The following is an 18526-nucleotide window of genomic DNA, read 5'->3' on the forward strand; positions in this document are numbered from 1 at the left end:
GCCGCCGGCAGCCCGCGGCCCGGCACATGCAGCAGATCCGGGGCAGCAGATCCGGGGGCCGATGCGTCTTCTTGCCGAACAGCTCGCCTGCGACCGTGGCGGCCGCAGGGTTTTCGCCGGCCTTTCGCTTGCCGTTGCCAGCGGCGAGGCGATGGCGATCACCGGACCGAACGGGGTCGGCAAGTCGAGCCTCTTGCGCCTGCTCGCCGGCCTGGTGCCGCCGGCGGAGGGCGCGGTGCGGGTGGAGAACGGCGACGGCGAGGCCGAGCCGCACGAGCACTGCCACTATGCCGGCCATCTCGACGCGGTGAAGCCGGGCCTGTCGGTGGCCGAGAACCTTGCTTTCTGGCGCGATTTCCTGGCCGGCCTGCCGGCGCTCGGCGGACTTCCCCCGCGGTCTCCGCAAGCAGCCCTCGACCTGCTCGGCATCGGCCACACCGCCGATCTTCCGGCCGCCTATCTTTCGGCCGGCCAGCGCCGCCGGCTGGCGCTGGCCCGGCTGCTGACCATCCCGCGCCCGGTCTGGCTGCTCGACGAGCCGACCGCCGCGCTCGACGCCGCCTCCGAGGCGATGCTCTGCGACCTGATGAACGAACACCGCGCCAGCGGCGGCATGATCCTCGCCGCCACCCACCAGCCGCTCGCCCTCGACGGGCTGCTGAAGCTGCGCCTGGAGGCTCCCGAATGAGCGGCATCCTGGAAGATCTTGCGCACCAGATCCCGCAAGAGCTGATGACCGTCAGCGGACGCGTTTTCTACAGCGGCAGGCGTGCTTTCGCCAACACAGGGGCAGTCTATCTCCTGGGCTGGAACCCCGGCGGAGACCCGGATTTGCAATCGGGGGAAACCATTTCGCAGTGCGTGGAATTCGCGCGCAACGAAGCTCCGGATCTGTGGTCGGCCTATTGCGATGAGAGCTGGACAGGACGACCAACTGGTAAGGCCAGGCTGCAACTGGGTGTCCAGCACCTCCTCTCGAAGATTGGCCTTTCGCCGAGAGAGACTCCAGCAAGCAACCTCATCTTCGCCAGATCACGCCAAAGATCCCATATCGATGACAATACGGAACGGACGCTTATCGGAAAGTGCTGGCCATTCCATGTGACCGTGATACAGCGGCTTCGCCCGAGGGCCATCATCTGCCTGGGTGTCGCGACTGGCCAGGCTGTCAGGAAAAGGTTGGGCGCGGCACAAGAGATCGCGAAATACGTTGAACGAAACAGAAGGCGTTGGTCCAGCTATGCTTGGCAAGCATCGACAGGCCTTCTGGTGTTTGGATTGACCCATCCGGGGCGGGCGAACTGGCTCGACCCATCGGCGGATCCCTCCGAGATGGTGGGCTCCGTCCTGCGCGAGCAGGCGTGCGAGGCATCATGACGGAGGGTCCGACCGGAAATTGGCTCGCCGCCCTCTTCGCCCGCGAACTGCGCCTGTCGCTGCGCTCGGGCGGCGGCGCGCTGATCGGCGTGCTGTTCTTCCTCGCCGTGGTCACGGTCATTCCCTTCGGCGTCGGCCCGGATCTCAACCTGCTCGCCCGCATCGGCCCGGCGGTGCTGTGGATCGGTGCCCTGCTCGCCACCCTGCTCGGCCTCGACCGGCTGTTCCAGGCCGACCGCGACGACGGCTCGCTCGACCTCGTGCTGATGGCCGGGCGACCGCTGGAGATCGTCGTCCTCGTCAAGTGCCTGGCCCATTGGACCGGCACCGGCCTGCCGCTGGTCGCCGCGGTCCCGGTGCTGGCGATCTTCCTCAACCTGGAGCCGCTGGCGATCGGCGCGGTGACGCTGACGCTGGCCGTCGGCACCCCGGCGCTGACCCTGATCGGCGCGGTCGGGGCGGCGCTGACCGTCAGCCTGCGTCGCGGCGGGCTGCTGCTGGCCGTGCTCGTCGTGCCGTTCTCGATCCCCGTGCTGATTTTCGGCGTCAGCGCGGCCGGTGCGGCGGTGAGCGAGCCGGCCCCGTTCCTGGCGCCGTTCCTCTACCTGTGCGCAATGACCCTGATCACCGCCGTGGTCGGACCGTTTGCCGCTGCGGCAGCGCTGCGCTTCTCCTCCGACTGAGCGAAGACCAAGGTGTCGCATTCTCCCCGATTGAAAGCGGGACGCGGCCACACTAGAACAGTTCCATGGGACTGATGGATCTTGCCAACCCGACGCGCTTCATGGCGTTCTCCGCCCGGCTGCTGCCGTGGCTGGGCGCGGCCTGCGCGCTCGCCTTCGCCGCCGGCCTCTACATGACCTTCTTCGTCGCGCCGGACGATTACCAGCAGGGCGCCACGGTCAAGATCATGTTCCTGCATGTGCCGGCCGCCTGGCTCGCCATGATGTGCTACTCGATCATGGCGGTGTCCTCGCTCGGCACCCTGGTGTGGAAGCACCCGCTCGCCGATGTCTCGGCCCGGGCCGCCGCGCCGATCGGCGCCGCCTTCACCTTCCTGTCGCTGGTCACCGGCTCGCTGTGGGGCAAGCCGATGTGGGGCACTTACTGGGTCTGGGACGCGCGGCTGACCTCGGTGCTGGTGCTCTTCGTCATGTATCTCGGGTTGATCGCCCTGTGGCGGACGATGGACGACCCGATCCGCGCCGGCAAGGCGGCCGCGATCCTGACGCTTGTCGGCGCGGTCAACCTGCCGATCATCAAGTTTTCCGTCGACTGGTGGAACACGCTGCACCAGCCGGCCAGCGTCATCCGCCTGGATGGCCCGACCATCCATCCGACCATCCTCTGGCCGTTGCTGACCATGGCGCTCGCCTTCACACTGCTGTTCGTGATCCTGCACCTGCTGGCGATGCGCAACGAGATCCTGCGCCGCCGCCTGCGCACGCTGCAGCTCGGAACCGCCAGCACCCGTATCGCCACTGCCGCACCGCAGGCCGCCGAATGACCGAACTTCTCGACCTCGGCCCCCATGCGGGCTTCATTCTCACCTGCTACGCGATCACGCTGGCGACCATCGGCGGCCTGTTCGCCTGGCTCGTTATCGACCGGTCGCGGCTGACCGACGCCCTGGCCAAGCTGGAGGCGGAGGGGGTGCGCCGCCGCTCGTCGCGAGGCGGTTCTGCCGGAGAGCCGACATGAGCGCCACCGGAAGCGGAGCGGGCGGCGAGCGGACGGAGGGCGATCCCGCCCCGCGTCGCCGCGTGCCCTTGCTGGCCTTGCTGCCGCTGGTGGTGTTCGGCCTGCTGTCGGCGCTCTTCCTGGTGCAGTTGCTCAGCGGCAAGGATGCCTCGCAGGTTCCCTCCGCGCTGATCGACAAGCCGGCGCCGGAGTTCGACCTGCCGCCGGTGCCCGATCTCACCGATGGCGGCCAGCCGGTGCCCGGCGTTGCCCGCGCCGATCTTCTCGGCACGGTCAGCGTCGTCAATGTCTTCGCCTCCTGGTGCGTGCCCTGCCGCCAGGAACACCCGCTGCTGGAGGAGCTCGCCCGCTCCGGCAAGGCGCAGATGATCGGCATCAACTACAAGGACAAGCCGGAAAACGCCCGCCGCTTCCTCGGCACGCTCGGCAATCCTTACGCCCGCGTCGGCGCCGACGACAACGGCCGCGCCGCGATCGACTGGGGCGTCTATGGCGTGCCCGAGACCTTCATCGTCGATGCCGCCGGCACCATCCGCTACAAGTTCATCGGCCCGCTGTCGCCGCAGAGCTATCGCGAGGTGTTCCTGCCGCAGCTCGAACAGGTGCTGGCAAGCCCGGGCGGCTGAGCCGCAAGCCGCATGTCCGTTCCCGATTGCGTGATCTCAAGCCCTCGTGAGTGGCCTTCGCCGGCGCGCACCCCTATTGTTCGGCTCACAGGCTGCGGCACCCGCCGCGGGTGCTCCTCAACCCTTGGGCCTTTCGCGACATGATCAGATCCCCGATGCGGGCGCCACGACACGTTCTTCTGTCCCTGCTCCTGCTCCTGGCGGCCGCCGGCCCGGGCGCGCAGGCTGGTGAACAGCGCGCCGTCGTCGAGCTGTTCACCAGCCAGGGCTGCTCCTCCTGCCCGCCCGCCGACAAGCTGATGGGCGAGCTCAGCCGGCGCGGCGACCTCGTCGCCCTCACCTATCCGGTGGATTACTGGGATTATCTCGGCTGGCGCGACACGCTGGCCTCGCCCGGCCACAGCGCCCGTCAGCGCGCCTATGCGGAGGCGCGCGGCGACCGTGCCGTCTACACGCCGCAGGTCGTCATCAACGGCGCCAGACATGTGGTCGGCAGCGACCGGGAGGCGATCGACCGCGAGCTCGAGCGCCAGGCGCCGCTGCCCGTCACCGTCGACCTGACCCGGTCGGGCGATCTCGTCGAGGTGCGTGTCGACGGCGCCTTGCCGGCGGATGCGAAGATGGCGACGGTCTATTTCGTCTTCATCTCCCGCCCGATCGAGGTGGAGATCGACCGCGGCGAGAATGTCGGCCGGCAGATCACCTATCACCAGGTGGTGCGCGACATCCGCGCCGTCGGCATGTGGGAGGGGGGACCTGCCGTCTTCCGCCTGCCCGCCAGCGAGATGCGCAAGGCCAAGGCCGGTCAATGCGCCGTGCTGGTGCAGGTCGAGGAGGCCGGCCGGCCGGGCGCGATCCTCGGCGCGGCGATCAACTGAGCGGCGCGCAACCGAGGTTTGTCTTGGCGGAAAAAACGGGTTAGGGCTTTGCCCGCAATCGGGGTCCCGACCCCGTTTTACCCGCGAGGCCGCCCTGCCATGACCCTTCGCCTGCGTGTCGCGCTCGCCAGCATCTTCGTCGGCATCGCCGTCCTCGGGCTGAAATACCTGGCCTATCGCTGGACCGGGTCGGTGGCGCTCTATTCCGACGCACTCGAATCGGTGGTCAATGTCGCCTCGGCGATCGCCGCCTTCCTCGCCGTCTGGTTCGCGGCAAAGCCCGCCGACAGCAACCATCCCTATGGTCACCACAAGGCGGAATACATGGCGGCCGTTCTGGTCGGCGTGCTGATCGTGCTCGCCGCCCTGTCGATCGGCCACGAGGCCTGGAAAAGCTATCTCGACCCGCAGCCGGTCGAGTTCACGCCGGAAGGCCTCGGCGTCAACGCGCTCGCCACCGTGCTCAACGGCCTCTGGGCCACCGTGCTGGTGCGCATCGGCCGCAGCCATCGCTCCATGGCGCTGGTCGCCGACGGCAAGCATCTTTACACCGACGTGTGGTCCTCCCTCGGCGTGCTGGCCGGCGTGGTGCTGGTGATGCTGACCGGCATTCGCGAGCTCGATTCGCTGCTCGCCGCGCTGGTGGCGCTCAACATCCTGTGGTCGGGCTGGGGCTTGATGAAGGAATCGCTCGGCGGGTTGATGGACGAGGCCGTCGCCCCGGCGCTGCAGGAGCGCATCCGCGAGGTCATTTCCACCTCCGGCGACGGCGCCCTGGAGGCACATGACCTGCGCACCCGCTCCGCCGGCCATGTCATCTTCGTCGATTTCCACCTGGTGGTGCCCGCCGACATGACCGTCGAGCGCGCCCATGACATCTGCGACCGGATCGAGGAAGCGATCTCCCGCGACGTGCCGGGCGCGCGCACGACCATCCATGTCGAGCCGGAGCACAAGGCCAAGCACACCGGCATCGTGGTGATCTGACGAGTCCTGCGCCGGATCGGCTCCCGAATCAGCCGGCGCGCGCGGCGATCGCCCGGTCGAGGGCGGAGAACAGCGCCGCCGGCAGCACCGGCTTTTCCAGCAGCAGGTCGAAGCCGGAAAACCGCTCCCGGTCCCGGTCCGTCAGGCTGGCGGCGGTGATGCCGAGCACCGGCAGCCCGGCAAAGCGTGCCTGCGCCCGGATCGCCGCCAGCGTCTCGACCCCGTCCATCACCGGCATGTTGATGTCGAGCAGCACCGCGTCGACCGGCTCGCGGGCGAGCAGGTCCAGCGCCTCCTGTCCGCCGGACGCCAGCAGCGTGTCGCAGCCGAAGGCGCCGAGCATCGCCTCCATCATTTTCCGATTGGCCTCGTTGTCGTCGACCACCAGCAGCCGCCGGCGCACCAGGCAGCGGATGTTGGGCGCCTCGCGCCGCATCGCCCCCCCACTCGCCCTTCCGTCCAGGCCATCCCTCGCGCCCTCCCTGGTATTGTCGCCCACGCTCTGCCGCGCGGCGCCGCCGTCGAAGGGCAGCAGCGGCAGGCGCAGGCGGAACCGGCTGCCGGCCGGCGAGCTCTCGGCCAGCTCCAGCCGGCCGCCCTGGGCGACCGCCAGCCGGCTGGCGCTCCACAGGCCGAGGCCGCTGCCCGTCGCCGTGTCGCGCGCCCGCGCGCCGCGCCGGCGGGCGCGGAACAGCAGATCCCGTTCCTCGTCGACGATGCCGATGCCGGTGTCGGCAAGGCTCAGCTCCAGTTCCGCCGCCCCGTCCTCGCCCGCCACGCGGGCGGTGAGCGAGATCCCGCCCACCGCCGTGTATTTCAGCGCATTGTCATAGAGCACCGAGAGGATGCGGCGCAGCGCCAGCGGATCGGCGACCCGATAGCGCGACAGCTCGGCGGCGATCTCGTGGCGCTCAGTAAGGCCGCGCATCTTGGCGTCGGCGGAAAACAGGTCGCAGACCGAGGCGATGTCGGAGGCGGCATCCCGCGCCCCCGCGCCGCCCGGATCGGCGCCGGCAAGGCCCTGCGTCGTCATCGACAGCAGCGCGTCGATCGCCATTTCGAGGGTTCTCAGCGCCGAGGCCTGGCGCTGGGTGGTGGGATCGGCGCCGATCAGTTCGGCGGCCGTGCGCATCGCCGACAGCGGCGTGCGCAGGTCGTGCAGCAGCACCGCCAGCCGGTCGACGCCCTCGTCCTCCCCTCCGGGTCCCGCTGCGCTCGTTCCGACCATGGCGCCGCCTTTCCTCGCCTTCGCACGCGGCCCATGGTGCCCGACCTGCCGGGCAAATCAAGCGAACATGGCGGGCATGCTTGACAGCGACTTGTCGACGCACCTTGGGCGTGCGAAACAGCCGTCATGGTCGACCAGATCCTTTCCATCGTGCTGCCGGTCTTCGCGCTGATCGGCGTCGGATATGCCGCCGCCCGCTTCGGCATCCTCGAGGCCAAGGTGGGCGACGCGCTCGGCCAGTTCATCTATGTGATCGCGATCCCGGTGCTGATCTTCCGCACGCTGGCGACGAGCTCGCTCGACGGCGTCTCGCCCTGGGGCTTCTGGATCTCCTATTTCACCGGCGTCGCCGTGACCTGGACGCTCGGCACGCTGATCGTCCGCCGCCTGTTCGGGCGCGAGGCGCGCGCCGGCGTCATCGCCGGCATCAGCGCCGCCTTCGCCAACACGGTGCTGGTCGGCATCCCGCTGATCACCGCGATCCATGGCGACGAGGGGCTGGTGCCGCTCTTCGTGCTGATCTCGGTGCACCTGCCGGTGCTGACCGTGGTCTGTGCCGTGCTGATGGAACGCGCGGCGGTGCTCGACGGCACCCAGGCGGCGAAGCCGCTCGGCGAGCTGCTGGCCGGTATCGCCCGCAACCTTGCCACCAATCCGATCGTCATCGGCATTGTCGCCGGCGGCCTCTGGCGGATAACCGGCCTGCCGGTCTCCGGCGTCTTCGCCGATGTGCTGTCGCGCATCGCCAGCGCCGCCATCCCCGTCGCCCTGTTCTCGCTCGGCATGAGCATGGTCGCCTATGGCATTCGCGGCAACCTCGCCCCCGGCCTGCTGCTCAGCCTGCTGAAGATCGGCGTGATGCCGGCGGTGGTCTATCTGATGGCCGCCCATGTGGTGCATCTGCCGCCGCTCTGGGTTTCGGTGGCAACGCTCACCGCCGCCTGCCCGACCGGCATCAACGCCTTCCTCTTCGCCAACCGCTATGGCACCGGCCATGCCATGTCGGCGAATTCGATCACCCTGACGACCGGCCTCGCCGTCGTCTCCACCGTGCTGTGGATGGCCTTCCTCGGGCTTTGAGGCGTCAGGCGTCGGGATCGAGCCCGATCCGTCGCCGGATGTCGTCGGGCGTCGCGCCGCGCGCCCGCAACTCGGCGAGCGCGGTGTCGCCCTGCGACTTCGACAGCTTGCGCCCGTCCGCGTCCAGGATCAGCCGGTGGTGACGGTAGAGCGGCTCGGGCAGGCCGAGCAGCACCTGCAGCAGCCGGTGCACCGCGGTTGCCTCATAAAGGTCGCGCCCGCGCACCACATGGGTCACCCCCTGCCGCGCGTCATCGACCACCACCGACAGGTGATAGCTGGTCGGCGTGTCCTTGCGGGCCAGCACCACGTCGCCCCAGCGCGCCGGATCGGCGGCGAGCCGGCTTGGTGCCCCCCGCGCCTCGTCGTCCGGCAGTTCCTGCCAGGTGAGCGGCGCCTTGCAGCGGCCGAGCGCCGCCCGCATGTCGAGCCGCAGCGCGAAGGGCGCCCCTTGCGCCGCGCGCGCGGCGATCTCGGCCGGGCTCAGCACCGCCTCGTCGCCCGGATAGAGCGGCGCCCCGTCGGGATCGCAGGGCCAGGGCGCGCCGCGCGTCTCTTCCAGCCGCGCCACCGCGCGGGCGATCTCGCCGCGGGTGAGAAAAGTCTTGCGCAACAGCCCCATGGCCGACAGCCGGTCGAGCGCCGCCCGATAGTCGGAAAAATGCTCAGATTGCCGGCGCACCGGCCGTTCCCAGTCGAGCCCGAGCCAGGCGAGATCCTCCAGCACCCCGGCTTCGAGCTCCGGCGTGCAGCGGGCAGCGTCGATGTCCTCGATGCGGACCAAGAGCCGGCCGCCCAGCGCCCTCGCCATCCGCGCATTGAGCAGCGCGGACAGGGCATGGCCGAGATGCAGGCGGCCGTTGGGCGAGGGGGCGAAGCGCAGGACGGGTCGGCTCATGGCGTGATCTTGTTGGCGATCGCAGCCGCCGCGTCAATCTTCCCGCGAAGGCGCGCGTCCGCCTCGCCCACACACCGCCCTCTCCCGGCGTCCTCCCGGACGAGGCCGCAAGGCCGAAGATCCGGGACCGGAGAGCCGGGGGCGATTGCGGCAACGCTCCGGAACCACCCCACGACCGCTGTGCCTCCCCGGTCACGGGTCGCGCGATGCTCGCCCGGAATGACGCCTCGGGAGGGTGGAGCAGAGACAATATCTGCCGAGGTTGCCAATGGCTCCCGGCTCTGCGCTGGCGCGCGGCCGGGATGACCTCCGAGAGGGAGGAATCGCCTCGCATCCTCTCCGAGGTCACCCCGGGCAAGCGCAGCGCGACCCGGGGCCTATTGGTTGCCAGAGCGGCGGCGAAGGCACACCGGCGCACACCCCACGCCTTAGCGGTCCTCGTCGTCCCAAAGGACCGCCTCAGCGGTCCTTGTCATCCCAAAGGACCGCCTTAGCGGTCCTTGTCATCCATATCGCTGCAGGTCTTGAGCGCGATGCCGGCGGGCAGCTTCGTGGTCGCATCGCCGCAGGCCCCGACCATGCGCGCCCCGTCGAGGCCGCGCGCGCCCGTCAGGTCGGCGCCGACCAGCCGGGTCCGGCGCATCAGGGCACCATCGAGATTGGCGCCGGAGAGATTGGCGCCGGTGAGATCGGCGCTGGAAAAATGCGCGCCGGTGAGGTCGGCGCCCTGGAAATTGGCGCCCACCGCGCTGACCCGGTCGAAATCGCCATAGGACACCCGGACCCCGGCAAGGTTGGCTCCGGTCAGGTTGGCGCGCTCCAGATTGGCGCTGTCCATCTTCGCCTTGCTGAAATCGGCGCCCTCGGCCGAGATGCGGATGAGCAGCGCCTGACGCAGGTCCACCCCGACCAGGCTCGCGCCCTCCAGGTTGACCTCGATCAGGTCGGCATTGCGCAGATCCGCGCCGTCGAGCCTTGCACCCGTCAGCACCGCCTTTTCCAGGTCGACGCCGCGCATCGATCCGCCCGTCAGGTCGGCACCGGCCAGGTTGGCCCGCTCCATCTCCGTCCGGCGCAGGTCCGCCCCCTTGAGATTGGCGCCGGTCAGCACGGATTCCTTGAGGTCCGCCTCGCGCAGGTTGGCCCGCTCCAGCATCGCGTTGTCGATGGCAAGGCCGCGCAGTTCCGACAGGCGCAGGTCGCAGCCGGCGCATTCGCCGCTGCGCTTCAGCCGCTCCACATCGGTCTCCGCCAGCGCCTGGCCGGCGGCCATCAGCGCGGCGAAGGCGAGCGCGCATTGCAGTCCGCCACTTGATCTTGTCATCTCGAACCTCTCCCGTCGGCCCGGCGCCTCTCCCGTTCCTGACAGGTAAGGCCATTCGGCCGGCAATTTAAGGGCATCTTCCGATATTTCGCTGTTAATATCCTGGGGATGGATGGGCCGGAATGTCGCAGCCGAACCTTGAGGAAGACATGAGGCAACTTGCCGGCAAGACTTCGCCGACGAGCGCCCGGCGGCCTGGGGCAGAGGCCCTGCGCGCCGCTGTGCCGGCCGTCTTTCGAGTGCGCGCTCTGCTGCTCTTCCTCATGCTCTTCCTGGCCACCTCCCTGGCCTTGACGCCGCCGGTCGCGGCGGCCGACATCACCGCCCGCATCGATCTGTCCGACCAGCGCATGCGCGTCTACAGGAACGGCGTCGAGATCCACGACTGGCCGGTGTCCACCGCCCGGCGCGGCTACCGCACGCCGGTCGGCGGTTTCCGTCCCGGCCGCATGTATCGCCGCTATTTCTCCAGCAGGTATCACGGCTCGCCGATGCCGCATGCGATCTTCTTTCACGGCGGCTATGCCATCCACGGCACCACCGAGATCCGCAATCTCGGCCGCCCCGCCTCCCACGGCTGCGTCCGCCTGCATCCCGACAATGCCCGCCGCCTGTTCGAACTGATCCTGGAGACCGGCAAACAGAATGCGCGAATCGTCATCACGCGGTAACCTTTACCGGCGATGGCCGGCCGGGCCGGTTGCGCAAGCGACTGGACTTGGGGAATAATCATCGGACGTTGCAGCCGTCACGGCGCCTTGCGCAGATCTCGGCAGTCGCAATCCGGAGCATGAAGCTCATGTGTCCGGATGAGATGCTGGCGGGACGGATGCTGGCGGGACGGATGCTGGCGGGACGAAGGAAGACAGCGGGGTCGCATTTGCCGCCTTCCCTCGTCCGCCAATCGCTGACGACGCACAACCTGACTATCAGCGTGCCAATGATGGAGCAAAACCCTTGCCAAATCGTTGGCACGCTGGTTTTCGCAGATCTGGTGCGCGCACCCTTCCCGAGCCCAAGATATCGCCCCCGTTAACGGGTCGCTAACCGGTCCTGCGACGCATTCCGCGAGGCGAAGCGCGAAGCCGGTTAAGACCGGTTAACGAAGCGCGGAAAATGCCGGCCGGGTCGCGGCTCGTCCCCCGTCCGGCGAATCACTCCGCACAGTGCCTCACAGGAATTCGGTGCGCAGATCGACGCTGGAGCGCGTGCCGACCGCCTCGTAATTCTCATCCGCCCAGTCCTGCGCCGCCTTGCGGCCGATGTCGCGCAGATGCGTCAGGAAGCGCCATTCCGCATTGACCTTGGACGAGGCCTGCAACGGGTTGAGCTCCACCGCCGAGATCCGGTGCATATGGACCTTCTGATAGTGCTTCAGGTCGAGCTTGCCGTCCTCGATCAGCCGGGTGACGAACTCGATCGCGCGCATCTCGCGCAAGAGCGTCGAGTTGAAGGTGATCTCGTTGAGCCGGTTGAGGATCTCGCGCGCCGTGCGCGGCGTCTCCTTGCGCTCCACCGGGTTGATCTGCACCAGCACCGTGTCGCTGGTGCCGGTCGTGCCGAACAGCGGGAACAGCGGCGGATTGCCCATGTAGCCGCCGTCCCAATAGGGCACGCCGTCGATCTCCACCGCCTGGAACAGATGCGGCAGGCAGGCCGAGGCCATCACCGCGTCGAGCGTGATCTCGCCGTCGGAAAACACCTTGATCTTGCCCGACTGCACATTGGTGGCGCTGACGAAGACCTTGATCCGGTCGCAGGCGCGCACCGCCTCGAAATCCACCGCCTTCGCCACCACGTCGCGCAGCGGGTTGATGTTGAGCGGGTTGAACTCGTAAGGCGAGGCGAAGCGCGAGGCGATGTCGAAGGCGAGATAGCTCGGCGACATGTCGAGGCTCCATTGCCCCATGATGATGTCGATCGGCGAGCGCCGCAGCGGGCTCAGCCAGGCCTGGTCGCTGACCGCCTTCCAGAACTTTTCCAGCGCCTCGCGCGCCCCCTCCTCGCCGCCCTTGTGGAAGCCGTCGGCCAGCACCACCGCATTCATCGCCCCGGCCGAGGTGCCGCTGATCCCCTCGATTACGAAACGGTTGCTTTCCAGCATCCAGTCGAGCACACCCCAGGTGAAGGCGCCATGCGCGCCGCCGCCCTGCAGGGCGAGGTTGATCGGCTTGGGGCCTTTGCTCATCGGTTACCTCGGGTCTCTCGTTGGATCGGTCGGGGATATGTCGCGGGCGTCCTCGCCCGGCGCTGTGCCGGGCGATCCGCAGCCGCTGACTGTCCTGAAAGGCCTATTGGGCGACCCAGCCGCCATCCATCTGCAGCATGGTGCCGGTGATCGAGGCCGCCTGGTCGCCGGCGAGATACAGCGCCAGCGAGGCGACCTGCTCGACGGTGACGAATTCCTTGGTCGGCTGCGCGGCCAGCAGCACGTCGCGCTTCACCTGTTCCTCGGTCAGCCCGCGCGCCTTCATCGTGTCGGGGATCTGCCGCTCGACCAGCGGCGTCCAGACATAGCCCGGGCAGATCGCATTGACGGTGATGCCGCACTGGGCGACCTCGAGCGCGATGGTCTTGGTGAGGCCGGCGATGCCGTGCTTGGCCGCCACATAAGCGCTCTTGAACGGCGAGGCGACCAGCGCATGCGCCGAGCCGGTGTTGATGATCCGGCCCCAGCCGCGCGTCTTCATGCCCGGCACCGCGGCGCGGATCGTGTGGAAGGCGGAGGACAGGTTGATCGCGAGGATCGCGTCCCACTTCTCGATGGGAAACTCCTCGACCGGCGAGACGTGCTGGATGCCGGCATTGTTGACGAGGATGTCGAGCGAACCGAACGCCGCCTCGGCCTCCGCCACCATCGCGGCGATCTCGGCCGGCTTGGTCATGTCGGCGGCAGAGTACCGGCACTTGACGCCGAACTCGCTCTCGATACCGGCGCGCTCCTTCTCGATCGCCTCGGCATCGCCGAACCCGTTGATCGTCACATTGGCGCCGTTCGCCGCATAGATGCGGGCGATGGCAAGGCCGATGCCCGAGGTGGAGCCGGTGACGAGGGCGGACTTGTTGGTGAGCATGCGAAGGGATCTCCTGTCCTGGCGGACGCTGGAAACGGTCCGAAAATCGGTGCCGCCGGCGCGTGGCGGTGCGCCCGCCTCAGGAAAGCGTCCGGCGGCAGGCCGCCACATAGAACATGAGATCACGCTGCGCTGCAACAAGCCCCGGCCGAAACGCGGCCGCACGCGGGCGGCTCACGGCCCGTCCTCAGTCGGGGGGCGTGTGCGCCGGCGGCGCCATCTGGCGCTCGCGCAGGATGTAATAGCCGCCGGTCAGGATGCCGATCTGCAGCGCCGTCATGGCAATCTGCAGCCCGAGCGACAGGATGAACACGGCGATCGCGCCGAAGGCCGCCCCGCCGCCGAGCAGGCCGGCGAGCTGCGCCAGCCCGAGATCCAGCGCGCCGACGCACAGGCCGGTGGCGACGCCGGCCAGCGCCATCGGCACACCGAGGCCGGCGCTGCGGGAAAACGCCTCGCCGAAGCCGAGCGGCTCGTCCAGCGCGGTGGCCGGCAGCACCAGGCACAGCCGCATGATCGGCGGCAGCACGAGGAACACCGCCAGCACCACCAACGCGCTCAGCGCCACGACCCCCACCGTGACGAGGGCGCTGGCAAGGGTTATCAGCACGAGGGCCGGCACCGCCGCGATCAGGGCGATCAGCAGCGTCTTCAGCAGATAGGCGATCTCCCGCCGTCCGAAGGTCAGGTTGAACGCCGCCGGCCGCTCGCCCAGCAGCAGGTTGCGGTGCCAGGCAACCGCAATGGAGGCGGAGGAGCACAGCCACACCAGCGTCACCACCGCGGCGACGACGGGGGACTCGCCGCCGACAAGCTGGCCGAGCGCAGCAAGCACGGCCACCAGCGCATACCAGGCCCAGACGATGCGCACGAAGCCGTCGAAATCGCCGAACAGCGCCTTGAACGTGCCGGTAAACAGCCGGCCGGTTGTCCTTGCAAACATGGAGCCCCCTTCAAAAAGACTGTCCAGTTCTGCGACAGGCGGGTGCCTCAGGCAAGTCATGATCGCAGGGCCGGCGTCCTGCGCGGGATCTCACTCCCGCCCGGAGCGGTCGCCGAGCACCGAACGCACCGCCGCGCGGGCCCGCGCCCGCTCCGCCTCGGCCCGCCGCTGTGCCGCCCGTTCGGCATCCGCGAGACTGAGGCCGACCTTTTCCACGAAGCGCTCGCGCGTCAGCGCATAGGCGGTGGCGTGCAGCGAGCCGAACAGCCAGGCGACGATCACCATCACCCCCATCGGCACCAGCGCCGAGCGCAGCTCTGCGGCCATGCCGGTGGCCGGCACGAAGGCATCGCCGATCAGCGACACCAGGCCGACCCACAGCCCGGCCGCCAGCCCGGCGAGCAGGGAGACCGCCAGCGCGGCAAAGGCCAGCGCCCAGCCGATCCCGGCGGTCAGGTGCCAGGAGTCCTTCAGCGACATGGTGTCGTCGAGCGCCGCCGCCGGCAGCACCAGCGACAGGCGCTGCACCAGCATCAGCGCGATGAAGGGGCTCGCCAGCAGCAGCAGCGCCCCGAGCGGACCCGTCACCGGCGCCAGCATCGCCCCGAGCAGCAGCAAGGGCAGGAAGAACGCGACGAACAGGACGCCGAGCAGCAGCAGCTTCCACGCCACCTTGAAATGGCGGCGGCCGAAGGCGAGCGGAAACGCCCGCTCGCCCAGCAGCACCCGCCGCAGATAGGCGACGGCGATGGAAAAGCCGGTGGCGACATTGGCCAGCACCACCAGCGTCCGCAGCGCCCGCTCGCGCGCCGCCGCGGCGGCTTCGCCCGGCAGCGGCTCCAGCATGTAGGAGCCGGTGGAGAAGCCGGTTTCCGGCATCATCTGGCGGCTGATCGCAAGGTTCAGGAGCAACAGCAGCAGCATGTAGCCCCAGCCGGCGGCGAACAGCGCGCCCAGCCGGTCGCGGGCGAGATCGAGCGTCCGGCTGAGCATCAGTAGCAGCATGGTCGGGCTCCCCCCGTTGCCGGTCCCCGCGAGCGGCCCCTTTCAGATGCGGTCTCGCGCCGCCCGCGTCAAGCGAGGCGGCGGCGGCCTTGCGAAACACCGTGGCGCGCCCTATTCAATCGGCGGTATCCTTGCGAGGCGGCGGCGCGATCTGCCGCAAGATCGGGACAGGTCGGCGACATGCAGAGCAACAGCCCCATCCGCGAAACGCAGGCCGGACCGGCCGCAAGGCGCGTCTCGGTGCCGGTCAGGGTCGGCTCGGTCACGGTCGGCGGCGGCGCCCCGGTGGTCGTCCAGTCGATGACCAACACCGACACCGCCGATATCGACGCCACCGTCGCGCAGGTCTCGGCGCTGGCCCGCGCCGGCTCGGAGATCGTGCGCATCACCGTCGACCGCGACGAGAGCGCCGCCGCCGTGCCGCGCATCCGCGAGCGGCTGGAGCGGATCGGCGTCCATGTGCCGCTGGTCGGCGACTTCCACTATATCGGCCACAAGCTGCTGACCGATCATCCGGCCTGCGCCGAGGCGCTGGAGAAATACCGCATCAATCCGGGCAATGTCGGCTTTCGCGACAAGCGCGACCGGCAGTTCTCCGAGATCGTCGAGATCGCCTTGAAGCACGACAAGCCGGTGCGCATCGGCGTCAACTGGGGCTCGCTCGACCAGGAACTGCTCACCCATCTGATGGACGAGAACGCCGCCAGCCCCGCCCCCGTTTCCGCCGGCGCGGTGATGCGCGAGGCGATCGTCCGCTCCGGCTTGCTCTCCGCCGCCAGGGCCGAGGAGCTCGGCATGGGCCGCGACAAGATCATCCTGTCGGCCAAGGTCAGCCAGGTGCAGGACCTGATCGCCGTCTATGCGGATCTCGCCGCGCGCTGCGACTATGCCCTGCATCTCGGCCTCACCGAGGCCGGCATGGGCACCAAGGGCATCGTCGCCTCCGCCGCCTCCATGGGCATCCTGCTGCAGCAGGGTATCGGCGACACGATCCGCGTGTCGCTGACGCCCGAGCCCGGCGGCGACCGCACCCGCGAGGTGCAGGTGGCGCAGGAGCTGCTGCAGGTGATGGGCTTCCGCGCCTTCATTCCCGTCGTTGCCGCCTGCCCCGGCTGCGGCCGCACCACCTCCACCGTGTTCCAGGAGCTCGCCCGCGACATCCAGGACGACATCCGCCGCTCCATGCCGGTGTGGCGGGAGAAATATCCCGGCGTCGAGGCGCTCAACGTCGCGGTGATGGGCTGCATCGTCAACGGCCCCGGCGAGAGCAAGTTCGCTGATATCGGCATCTCGCTGCCCGGCACCGGCGAGGCGCCCTCCGCCCCCGTCTTCGTCGACGGCAGGAAGGTCGCGACCCTGCGCGGGCCAAACATCGCCGAGGATTTCAAGACCATGGTCGACGACTATATCCGCACCCGCTTCGGCTCCGAACGGTCCGCCGCCGAATGAGCACGCTCACCCCCGCCGCGACGGACGCGCGCGACATCCTCGTCGTCAATTCCCAGGTGGTGCGCGGATCCGTCGGTGGCCGCGTCACCGTCTTCGCGCTGGAGCGGCTCGGCCACCGGGTCTGGTTCCTGCCCACCATCCTGCTGCCCTGGAATCCCGACGAGGGGCGCGGCCACCGCCATGTCCAGGACGATGCGGGCTTCGATGCCCTCGCCGAGAACCTGATCACGGCGGATCTGCTGCCGCGCATCGGCGCCGTCGTCTCCGGCTATCTCGGCAGTCCGGCACAGGCCGCCGCCGTCGCCCGCCTCGTCGCGGCGGTGCGCAGGGCCAATCCGCGCGCGCTCTATCTCTGCGATCCGATCAGCGGCGACAACGGCGATCTCTATGTGCCGCCGGAAACCGCCGCGGCGGTGCGCGACACGCTGCTGCCGCTCGCCGATGTGGCGACGCCCAACCTCTTCGAGCTGCAATGGATGAGCGGGCGCCGGATCGAGAGCGAGGCCGAGGCCATCGCCGCCGCCCGCGCGCTCGGGCCGCAGCGGGTGCTGGTCACCTCCGCCCCGGCCCTGCGCCGCAACGCCACCTGCAACCTGCTGGTGACGCCGCGCGCCACCATCGCCGCCGAGCACGGACTGGTGCCCGACGCGCCGCACGGCACCGGCGACCTGATGGCCGCCGCCTTCACCGCCGCGCTGCTGGCCGGGCTCGACGACGAGAGCGCCTTGATGCGCTCCGCCGCCACCGTGTTCGAGATGGTCGCCCGCTCGGTCAAGCGGCGGGCCCGCGACCTGCTGCTGGCCGACGAGCAATCCTCGCTGGTCAACCCGATGGCGCTGGTCTCCTGCCGCCGCGTGCTCGACGCGCCGCTGCGCGCCTGAGCGGCCGGGACGCGGGGGGAGCGATGCTGCGGGTCGCCGGCATCGATGGCTGCCGCTTGGGGTGGATCGCGGTCCTGCGCGAATATACGGCGCAGGATGCCCCGCCGCGCCACACCTTGCTGCAGCTCCCGCGTTTCGCCGAGCTTCTCGCCGATCCCGGCATTTCCGTCCTTGCCGTCGACATGCCCATCGGCCTGCCGGAGCGCGCCGGCCCTGGCGGACGCGGGCCGGAGCGCTGTGTGCGTCCGCTGCTCGGTGAGCGCCAGTCCTCGGTCTTCTCCGTGCCGGCGCGCGCCGCCGTCTTCTGCGAGGACTATGGCGCGGCCTGCGCCGCCGCGCTCGCCACCTCCGATCCGCCGCGCAAGGTCTCGCGCCAGGCCTTCCACCTCTTCCCGAAGATCCGCGAGATCGACGCCGTGATGACCCCGGCGCTGGAGGCGCGCGTCTTCGAGGTCCACCCGGAGCTTGCCTTCTGGCGGCTCAACGGCGAACGGGCGATGAGCCTGCCGAAGAAGGTGAAAAGCACGGCCAGCATGCCCGGCATCGAGGAACGCATCGCCCTGCTGGGCCGTTACGGCTATGACGAGGCCTTCCTGCGCCAGCGCCCGCCTAGAGGGGCCGGCCGCGACGATCTGATCGACGCCTGCGTCAACGCGGTGATCGCCGAGCGCATCGCGCAGGGGCGCGCCACGCCGTTCCCGGGCGCGCCGGAGCGCGACGCAAGGGGCCTTCGCATGGCGATCTGGGCGTAGAACCCACAACGACCCCAATGATCAGGCTTGGCGATCAGGGCTTGGCGATCACGGCTTGGCGGCGGGAACCGGTGCGTCCGGCGCCGGCGTGCCTTCGGCCGCTTCCGCCGTCTTCGAGCCGCCGCCGGAGAACAGCCGGCTGAAGAAGCCGCCCGAAGACGGCTCCTCGGTCGGGGCGAAGGCCGACTTCTGCGCCGTGGCGGCATCGGCCGCCGGGCCGGTGGCGACCGTGGTCGTCGCCGTGGCGGCACTCGCGGCGGGCGTGACCGCCGCCGGCGATGCGGCGGGCGCGGTCGCGGCGACCGCCACCGGCGGGCTCGCCG

At 69.5% G+C, this 18526-nt stretch carries 20 protein-coding genes and 1 pseudogene; 13 read left to right on the forward strand and 8 right to left on the reverse strand.

Going from position 1 to position 18526, the window contains the following annotated elements; translation table 11 throughout:
• Positions 1 to 61: 61 nt before the first annotated feature.
• From ccmA to TSB10P1A_RS00660, 8 genes are all read left to right on the forward strand, one after another.
• Positions 62 to 688, forward strand: a complete 627-nt coding sequence (gene ccmA, locus TSB10P1A_RS00625; RefSeq protein ID WP_186385962.1) for a heme ABC exporter ATP-binding protein CcmA — start codon at positions 62 to 64, stop codon at positions 686 to 688.
• The gene (locus TSB10P1A_RS00630) at positions 685 to 1377 is read left to right on the forward strand and encodes a hypothetical protein (protein WP_186385963.1); all 693 of its coding nucleotides are present in this window, start codon (positions 685 to 687) and stop codon (positions 1375 to 1377) included. Before ccmA ends, TSB10P1A_RS00630 begins: the two co-directional genes overlap by 4 nt.
• Complete coding sequence (gene ccmB, locus TSB10P1A_RS00635) at positions 1374 to 2060, forward strand: heme exporter protein CcmB (RefSeq protein WP_186385964.1); 687 nt, start codon at positions 1374 to 1376, stop codon at positions 2058 to 2060. The genes TSB10P1A_RS00630 and ccmB overlap by 4 nt, the downstream gene beginning before the upstream one ends.
• Before the next feature lie 65 nt (positions 2061 to 2125).
• Positions 2126 to 2884, forward strand: coding sequence for a heme ABC transporter permease (locus TSB10P1A_RS00640; RefSeq protein WP_186385965.1), 759 nt, complete (start codon positions 2126 to 2128; stop codon positions 2882 to 2884).
• Entirely contained in the window at positions 2881 to 3078 is a 198-nt protein-coding gene (gene ccmD, locus TSB10P1A_RS00645) for a heme exporter protein CcmD (RefSeq protein ID WP_186385966.1), read from the forward strand. The genes TSB10P1A_RS00640 and ccmD overlap by 4 nt, the downstream gene beginning before the upstream one ends.
• Positions 3075 to 3704 carry a DsbE family thiol:disulfide interchange protein gene (locus TSB10P1A_RS00650; RefSeq protein WP_186385967.1) on the forward strand — a complete coding sequence of 210 codons (630 nt, stop codon included), beginning with the start codon at positions 3075 to 3077 and terminating at the stop codon, positions 3702 to 3704. Before ccmD ends, TSB10P1A_RS00650 begins: the two co-directional genes overlap by 4 nt.
• 140 nt (positions 3705 to 3844) lie before the next feature.
• Complete coding sequence (locus TSB10P1A_RS00655; RefSeq protein WP_244292886.1) at positions 3845 to 4582, forward strand: thioredoxin family protein; 738 nt, start codon at positions 3845 to 3847, stop codon at positions 4580 to 4582.
• 99 nt (positions 4583 to 4681) lie between these two features.
• Positions 4682 to 5569 carry a cation diffusion facilitator family transporter gene (locus TSB10P1A_RS00660; RefSeq protein WP_186385968.1) on the forward strand — a complete coding sequence of 296 codons (888 nt, stop codon included), beginning with the start codon at positions 4682 to 4684 and terminating at the stop codon, positions 5567 to 5569.
• A 28-nt stretch (positions 5570 to 5597) separates the two neighbouring features.
• On the opposite strand, the gene TSB10P1A_RS00665 is transcribed toward TSB10P1A_RS00660, so the two are convergent.
• Positions 5598 to 6797, reverse strand: coding sequence for a response regulator (locus tag TSB10P1A_RS00665; protein WP_186385969.1), 1200 nt, complete (start codon positions 6795 to 6797; stop codon positions 5598 to 5600).
• Positions 6798 to 6923: 126 nt separating this feature from the next.
• Here TSB10P1A_RS00665 and TSB10P1A_RS00670 point away from each other — a divergent pair, with 126 nt between their 5' ends.
• Positions 6924 to 7877 (forward strand): AEC family transporter, encoded by a 954-nt coding sequence (locus tag TSB10P1A_RS00670; protein WP_186385970.1) that lies wholly within the window; start codon positions 6924 to 6926, stop codon positions 7875 to 7877.
• 4 nt (positions 7878 to 7881) lie between these two features.
• On the opposite strand, the gene gluQRS is transcribed toward TSB10P1A_RS00670, so the two are convergent.
• Together gluQRS and TSB10P1A_RS00680 are read right to left on the reverse strand one after the other, a co-directional pair.
• Complete coding sequence (gluQRS, locus tag TSB10P1A_RS00675) at positions 7882 to 8775, reverse strand: tRNA glutamyl-Q(34) synthetase GluQRS (protein WP_186385971.1); 894 nt, start codon at positions 8773 to 8775, stop codon at positions 7882 to 7884.
• Between the two features lie 490 nt (positions 8776 to 9265).
• Positions 9266 to 10099 carry a pentapeptide repeat-containing protein gene (locus TSB10P1A_RS00680; protein WP_186385972.1) on the reverse strand — a complete coding sequence of 278 codons (834 nt, stop codon included), beginning with the start codon at positions 10097 to 10099 and terminating at the stop codon, positions 9266 to 9268.
• 122 nt (positions 10100 to 10221) lie between these two features.
• Here TSB10P1A_RS00680 and TSB10P1A_RS00685 point away from each other — a divergent pair, with 122 nt between their 5' ends.
• Positions 10222 to 10770, forward strand: a complete 549-nt coding sequence (locus TSB10P1A_RS00685) for a L,D-transpeptidase (protein WP_244292887.1) — start codon at positions 10222 to 10224, stop codon at positions 10768 to 10770.
• Positions 10771 to 11270: 500 nt separating this feature from the next.
• Here the strand turns inward: TSB10P1A_RS00685 and TSB10P1A_RS00690 are convergent, their stop codons facing one another.
• From TSB10P1A_RS00690 to TSB10P1A_RS00705, 4 genes are all read right to left on the reverse strand, one after another.
• The gene (locus tag TSB10P1A_RS00690; protein ID WP_186385973.1) at positions 11271 to 12287 is read right to left on the reverse strand and encodes a patatin-like phospholipase family protein; all 1017 of its coding nucleotides are present in this window, start codon (positions 12285 to 12287) and stop codon (positions 11271 to 11273) included.
• A gap of 103 nt (positions 12288 to 12390) precedes the next feature.
• Entirely contained in the window at positions 12391 to 13173 is a 783-nt protein-coding gene (locus TSB10P1A_RS00695) for a 3-hydroxybutyrate dehydrogenase (protein ID WP_186385974.1), read from the reverse strand.
• Positions 13174 to 13360: 187 nt separating this feature from the next.
• The gene (locus tag TSB10P1A_RS00700; RefSeq protein ID WP_186385975.1) at positions 13361 to 14116 is read right to left on the reverse strand and encodes a hypothetical protein; all 756 of its coding nucleotides are present in this window, start codon (positions 14114 to 14116) and stop codon (positions 13361 to 13363) included.
• Positions 14117 to 14206: 90 nt separating this feature from the next.
• Entirely contained in the window at positions 14207 to 15121 is a 915-nt protein-coding gene (locus TSB10P1A_RS00705; protein ID WP_186385976.1) for a 4-hydroxy-3-methylbut-2-en-1-yl diphosphate synthase, read from the reverse strand.
• Between the two features lie 180 nt (positions 15122 to 15301).
• On the opposite strand from TSB10P1A_RS00705, the gene ispG reads away from it, so the two are divergent.
• From ispG to TSB10P1A_RS00720, 3 genes are read left to right on the forward strand one after another with little or no spacing between them, the layout of a single operon-like run.
• Positions 15302 to 16570, forward strand: a complete 1269-nt coding sequence (gene ispG, locus TSB10P1A_RS00710) for a flavodoxin-dependent (E)-4-hydroxy-3-methylbut-2-enyl-diphosphate synthase (RefSeq protein ID WP_186385977.1) — start codon at positions 15302 to 15304, stop codon at positions 16568 to 16570.
• A complete protein-coding gene (gene pdxY, locus TSB10P1A_RS00715; RefSeq protein WP_186385978.1) occupies positions 16567 to 17451 on the forward strand; it encodes a pyridoxal kinase in 885 nt (294 codons plus the stop codon). Before ispG ends, pdxY begins: the two co-directional genes overlap by 4 nt.
• Positions 17452 to 17474: 23 nt before the next feature.
• A complete protein-coding gene (locus TSB10P1A_RS00720) occupies positions 17475 to 18203 on the forward strand; it encodes a DUF429 domain-containing protein (protein ID WP_186385979.1) in 729 nt (242 codons plus the stop codon).
• Between the two features lie 48 nt (positions 18204 to 18251).
• Here the strand turns inward: TSB10P1A_RS00720 and TSB10P1A_RS00725 are convergent.
• Positions 18252 to 18526, reverse strand: a pseudogene (locus tag TSB10P1A_RS00725) (hypothetical protein); the annotation flags it as partial.

The organism is Stappia sp. TSB10P1A, assembly GCF_900185725.1.
Taxonomy (GTDB): domain Bacteria; phylum Pseudomonadota; class Alphaproteobacteria; order Rhizobiales; family Stappiaceae; genus Stappia.

Coding starts and splice junctions, on each gene's coding strand:
- TSB10P1A_RS00700 (WP_186385975.1), bottom strand. CDS start 14,116: ATGTTTGCAAGGACAACCGGCCGGCTGTTTACCGGCACGTTCAAGGCG.
- TSB10P1A_RS00655 (WP_244292886.1), top strand. CDS start 3,845: ATGATCAGATCCCCGATGCGGGCGCCACGACACGTTCTTCTGTCCCTG.
- gluQRS (WP_186385971.1), bottom strand. CDS start 8,775: ATGAGCCGACCCGTCCTGCGCTTCGCCCCCTCGCCCAACGGCCGCCTG.
- TSB10P1A_RS00695 (WP_186385974.1), bottom strand. CDS start 13,173: ATGCTCACCAACAAGTCCGCCCTCGTCACCGGCTCCACCTCGGGCATC.
- TSB10P1A_RS00680 (WP_186385972.1), bottom strand. CDS start 10,099: ATGACAAGATCAAGTGGCGGACTGCAATGCGCGCTCGCCTTCGCCGCG.
- TSB10P1A_RS00650 (WP_186385967.1), top strand. CDS start 3,075: ATGAGCGCCACCGGAAGCGGAGCGGGCGGCGAGCGGACGGAGGGCGAT.
- ccmA (WP_186385962.1), top strand. CDS start 62: ATGCGTCTTCTTGCCGAACAGCTCGCCTGCGACCGTGGCGGCCGCAGG.
- ccmD (WP_186385966.1), top strand. CDS start 2,881: ATGACCGAACTTCTCGACCTCGGCCCCCATGCGGGCTTCATTCTCACC.
- TSB10P1A_RS00665 (WP_186385969.1), bottom strand. CDS start 6,797: ATGGTCGGAACGAGCGCAGCGGGACCCGGAGGGGAGGACGAGGGCGTC.
- TSB10P1A_RS00705 (WP_186385976.1), bottom strand. CDS start 15,121: ATGCTGCTACTGATGCTCAGCCGGACGCTCGATCTCGCCCGCGACCGG.
- TSB10P1A_RS00660 (WP_186385968.1), top strand. CDS start 4,682: ATGACCCTTCGCCTGCGTGTCGCGCTCGCCAGCATCTTCGTCGGCATC.
- ccmB (WP_186385964.1), top strand. CDS start 1,374: ATGACGGAGGGTCCGACCGGAAATTGGCTCGCCGCCCTCTTCGCCCGC.
- pdxY (WP_186385978.1), top strand. CDS start 16,567: ATGAGCACGCTCACCCCCGCCGCGACGGACGCGCGCGACATCCTCGTC.
- TSB10P1A_RS00640 (WP_186385965.1), top strand. CDS start 2,126: ATGGGACTGATGGATCTTGCCAACCCGACGCGCTTCATGGCGTTCTCC.
- TSB10P1A_RS00685 (WP_244292887.1), top strand. CDS start 10,222: ATGTCGCAGCCGAACCTTGAGGAAGACATGAGGCAACTTGCCGGCAAG.
- TSB10P1A_RS00630 (WP_186385963.1), top strand. CDS start 685: ATGAGCGGCATCCTGGAAGATCTTGCGCACCAGATCCCGCAAGAGCTG.
- TSB10P1A_RS00670 (WP_186385970.1), top strand. CDS start 6,924: ATGGTCGACCAGATCCTTTCCATCGTGCTGCCGGTCTTCGCGCTGATC.
- ispG (WP_186385977.1), top strand. CDS start 15,302: ATGCAGAGCAACAGCCCCATCCGCGAAACGCAGGCCGGACCGGCCGCA.
- TSB10P1A_RS00690 (WP_186385973.1), bottom strand. CDS start 12,287: ATGAGCAAAGGCCCCAAGCCGATCAACCTCGCCCTGCAGGGCGGCGGC.
- TSB10P1A_RS00720 (WP_186385979.1), top strand. CDS start 17,475: ATGCTGCGGGTCGCCGGCATCGATGGCTGCCGCTTGGGGTGGATCGCG.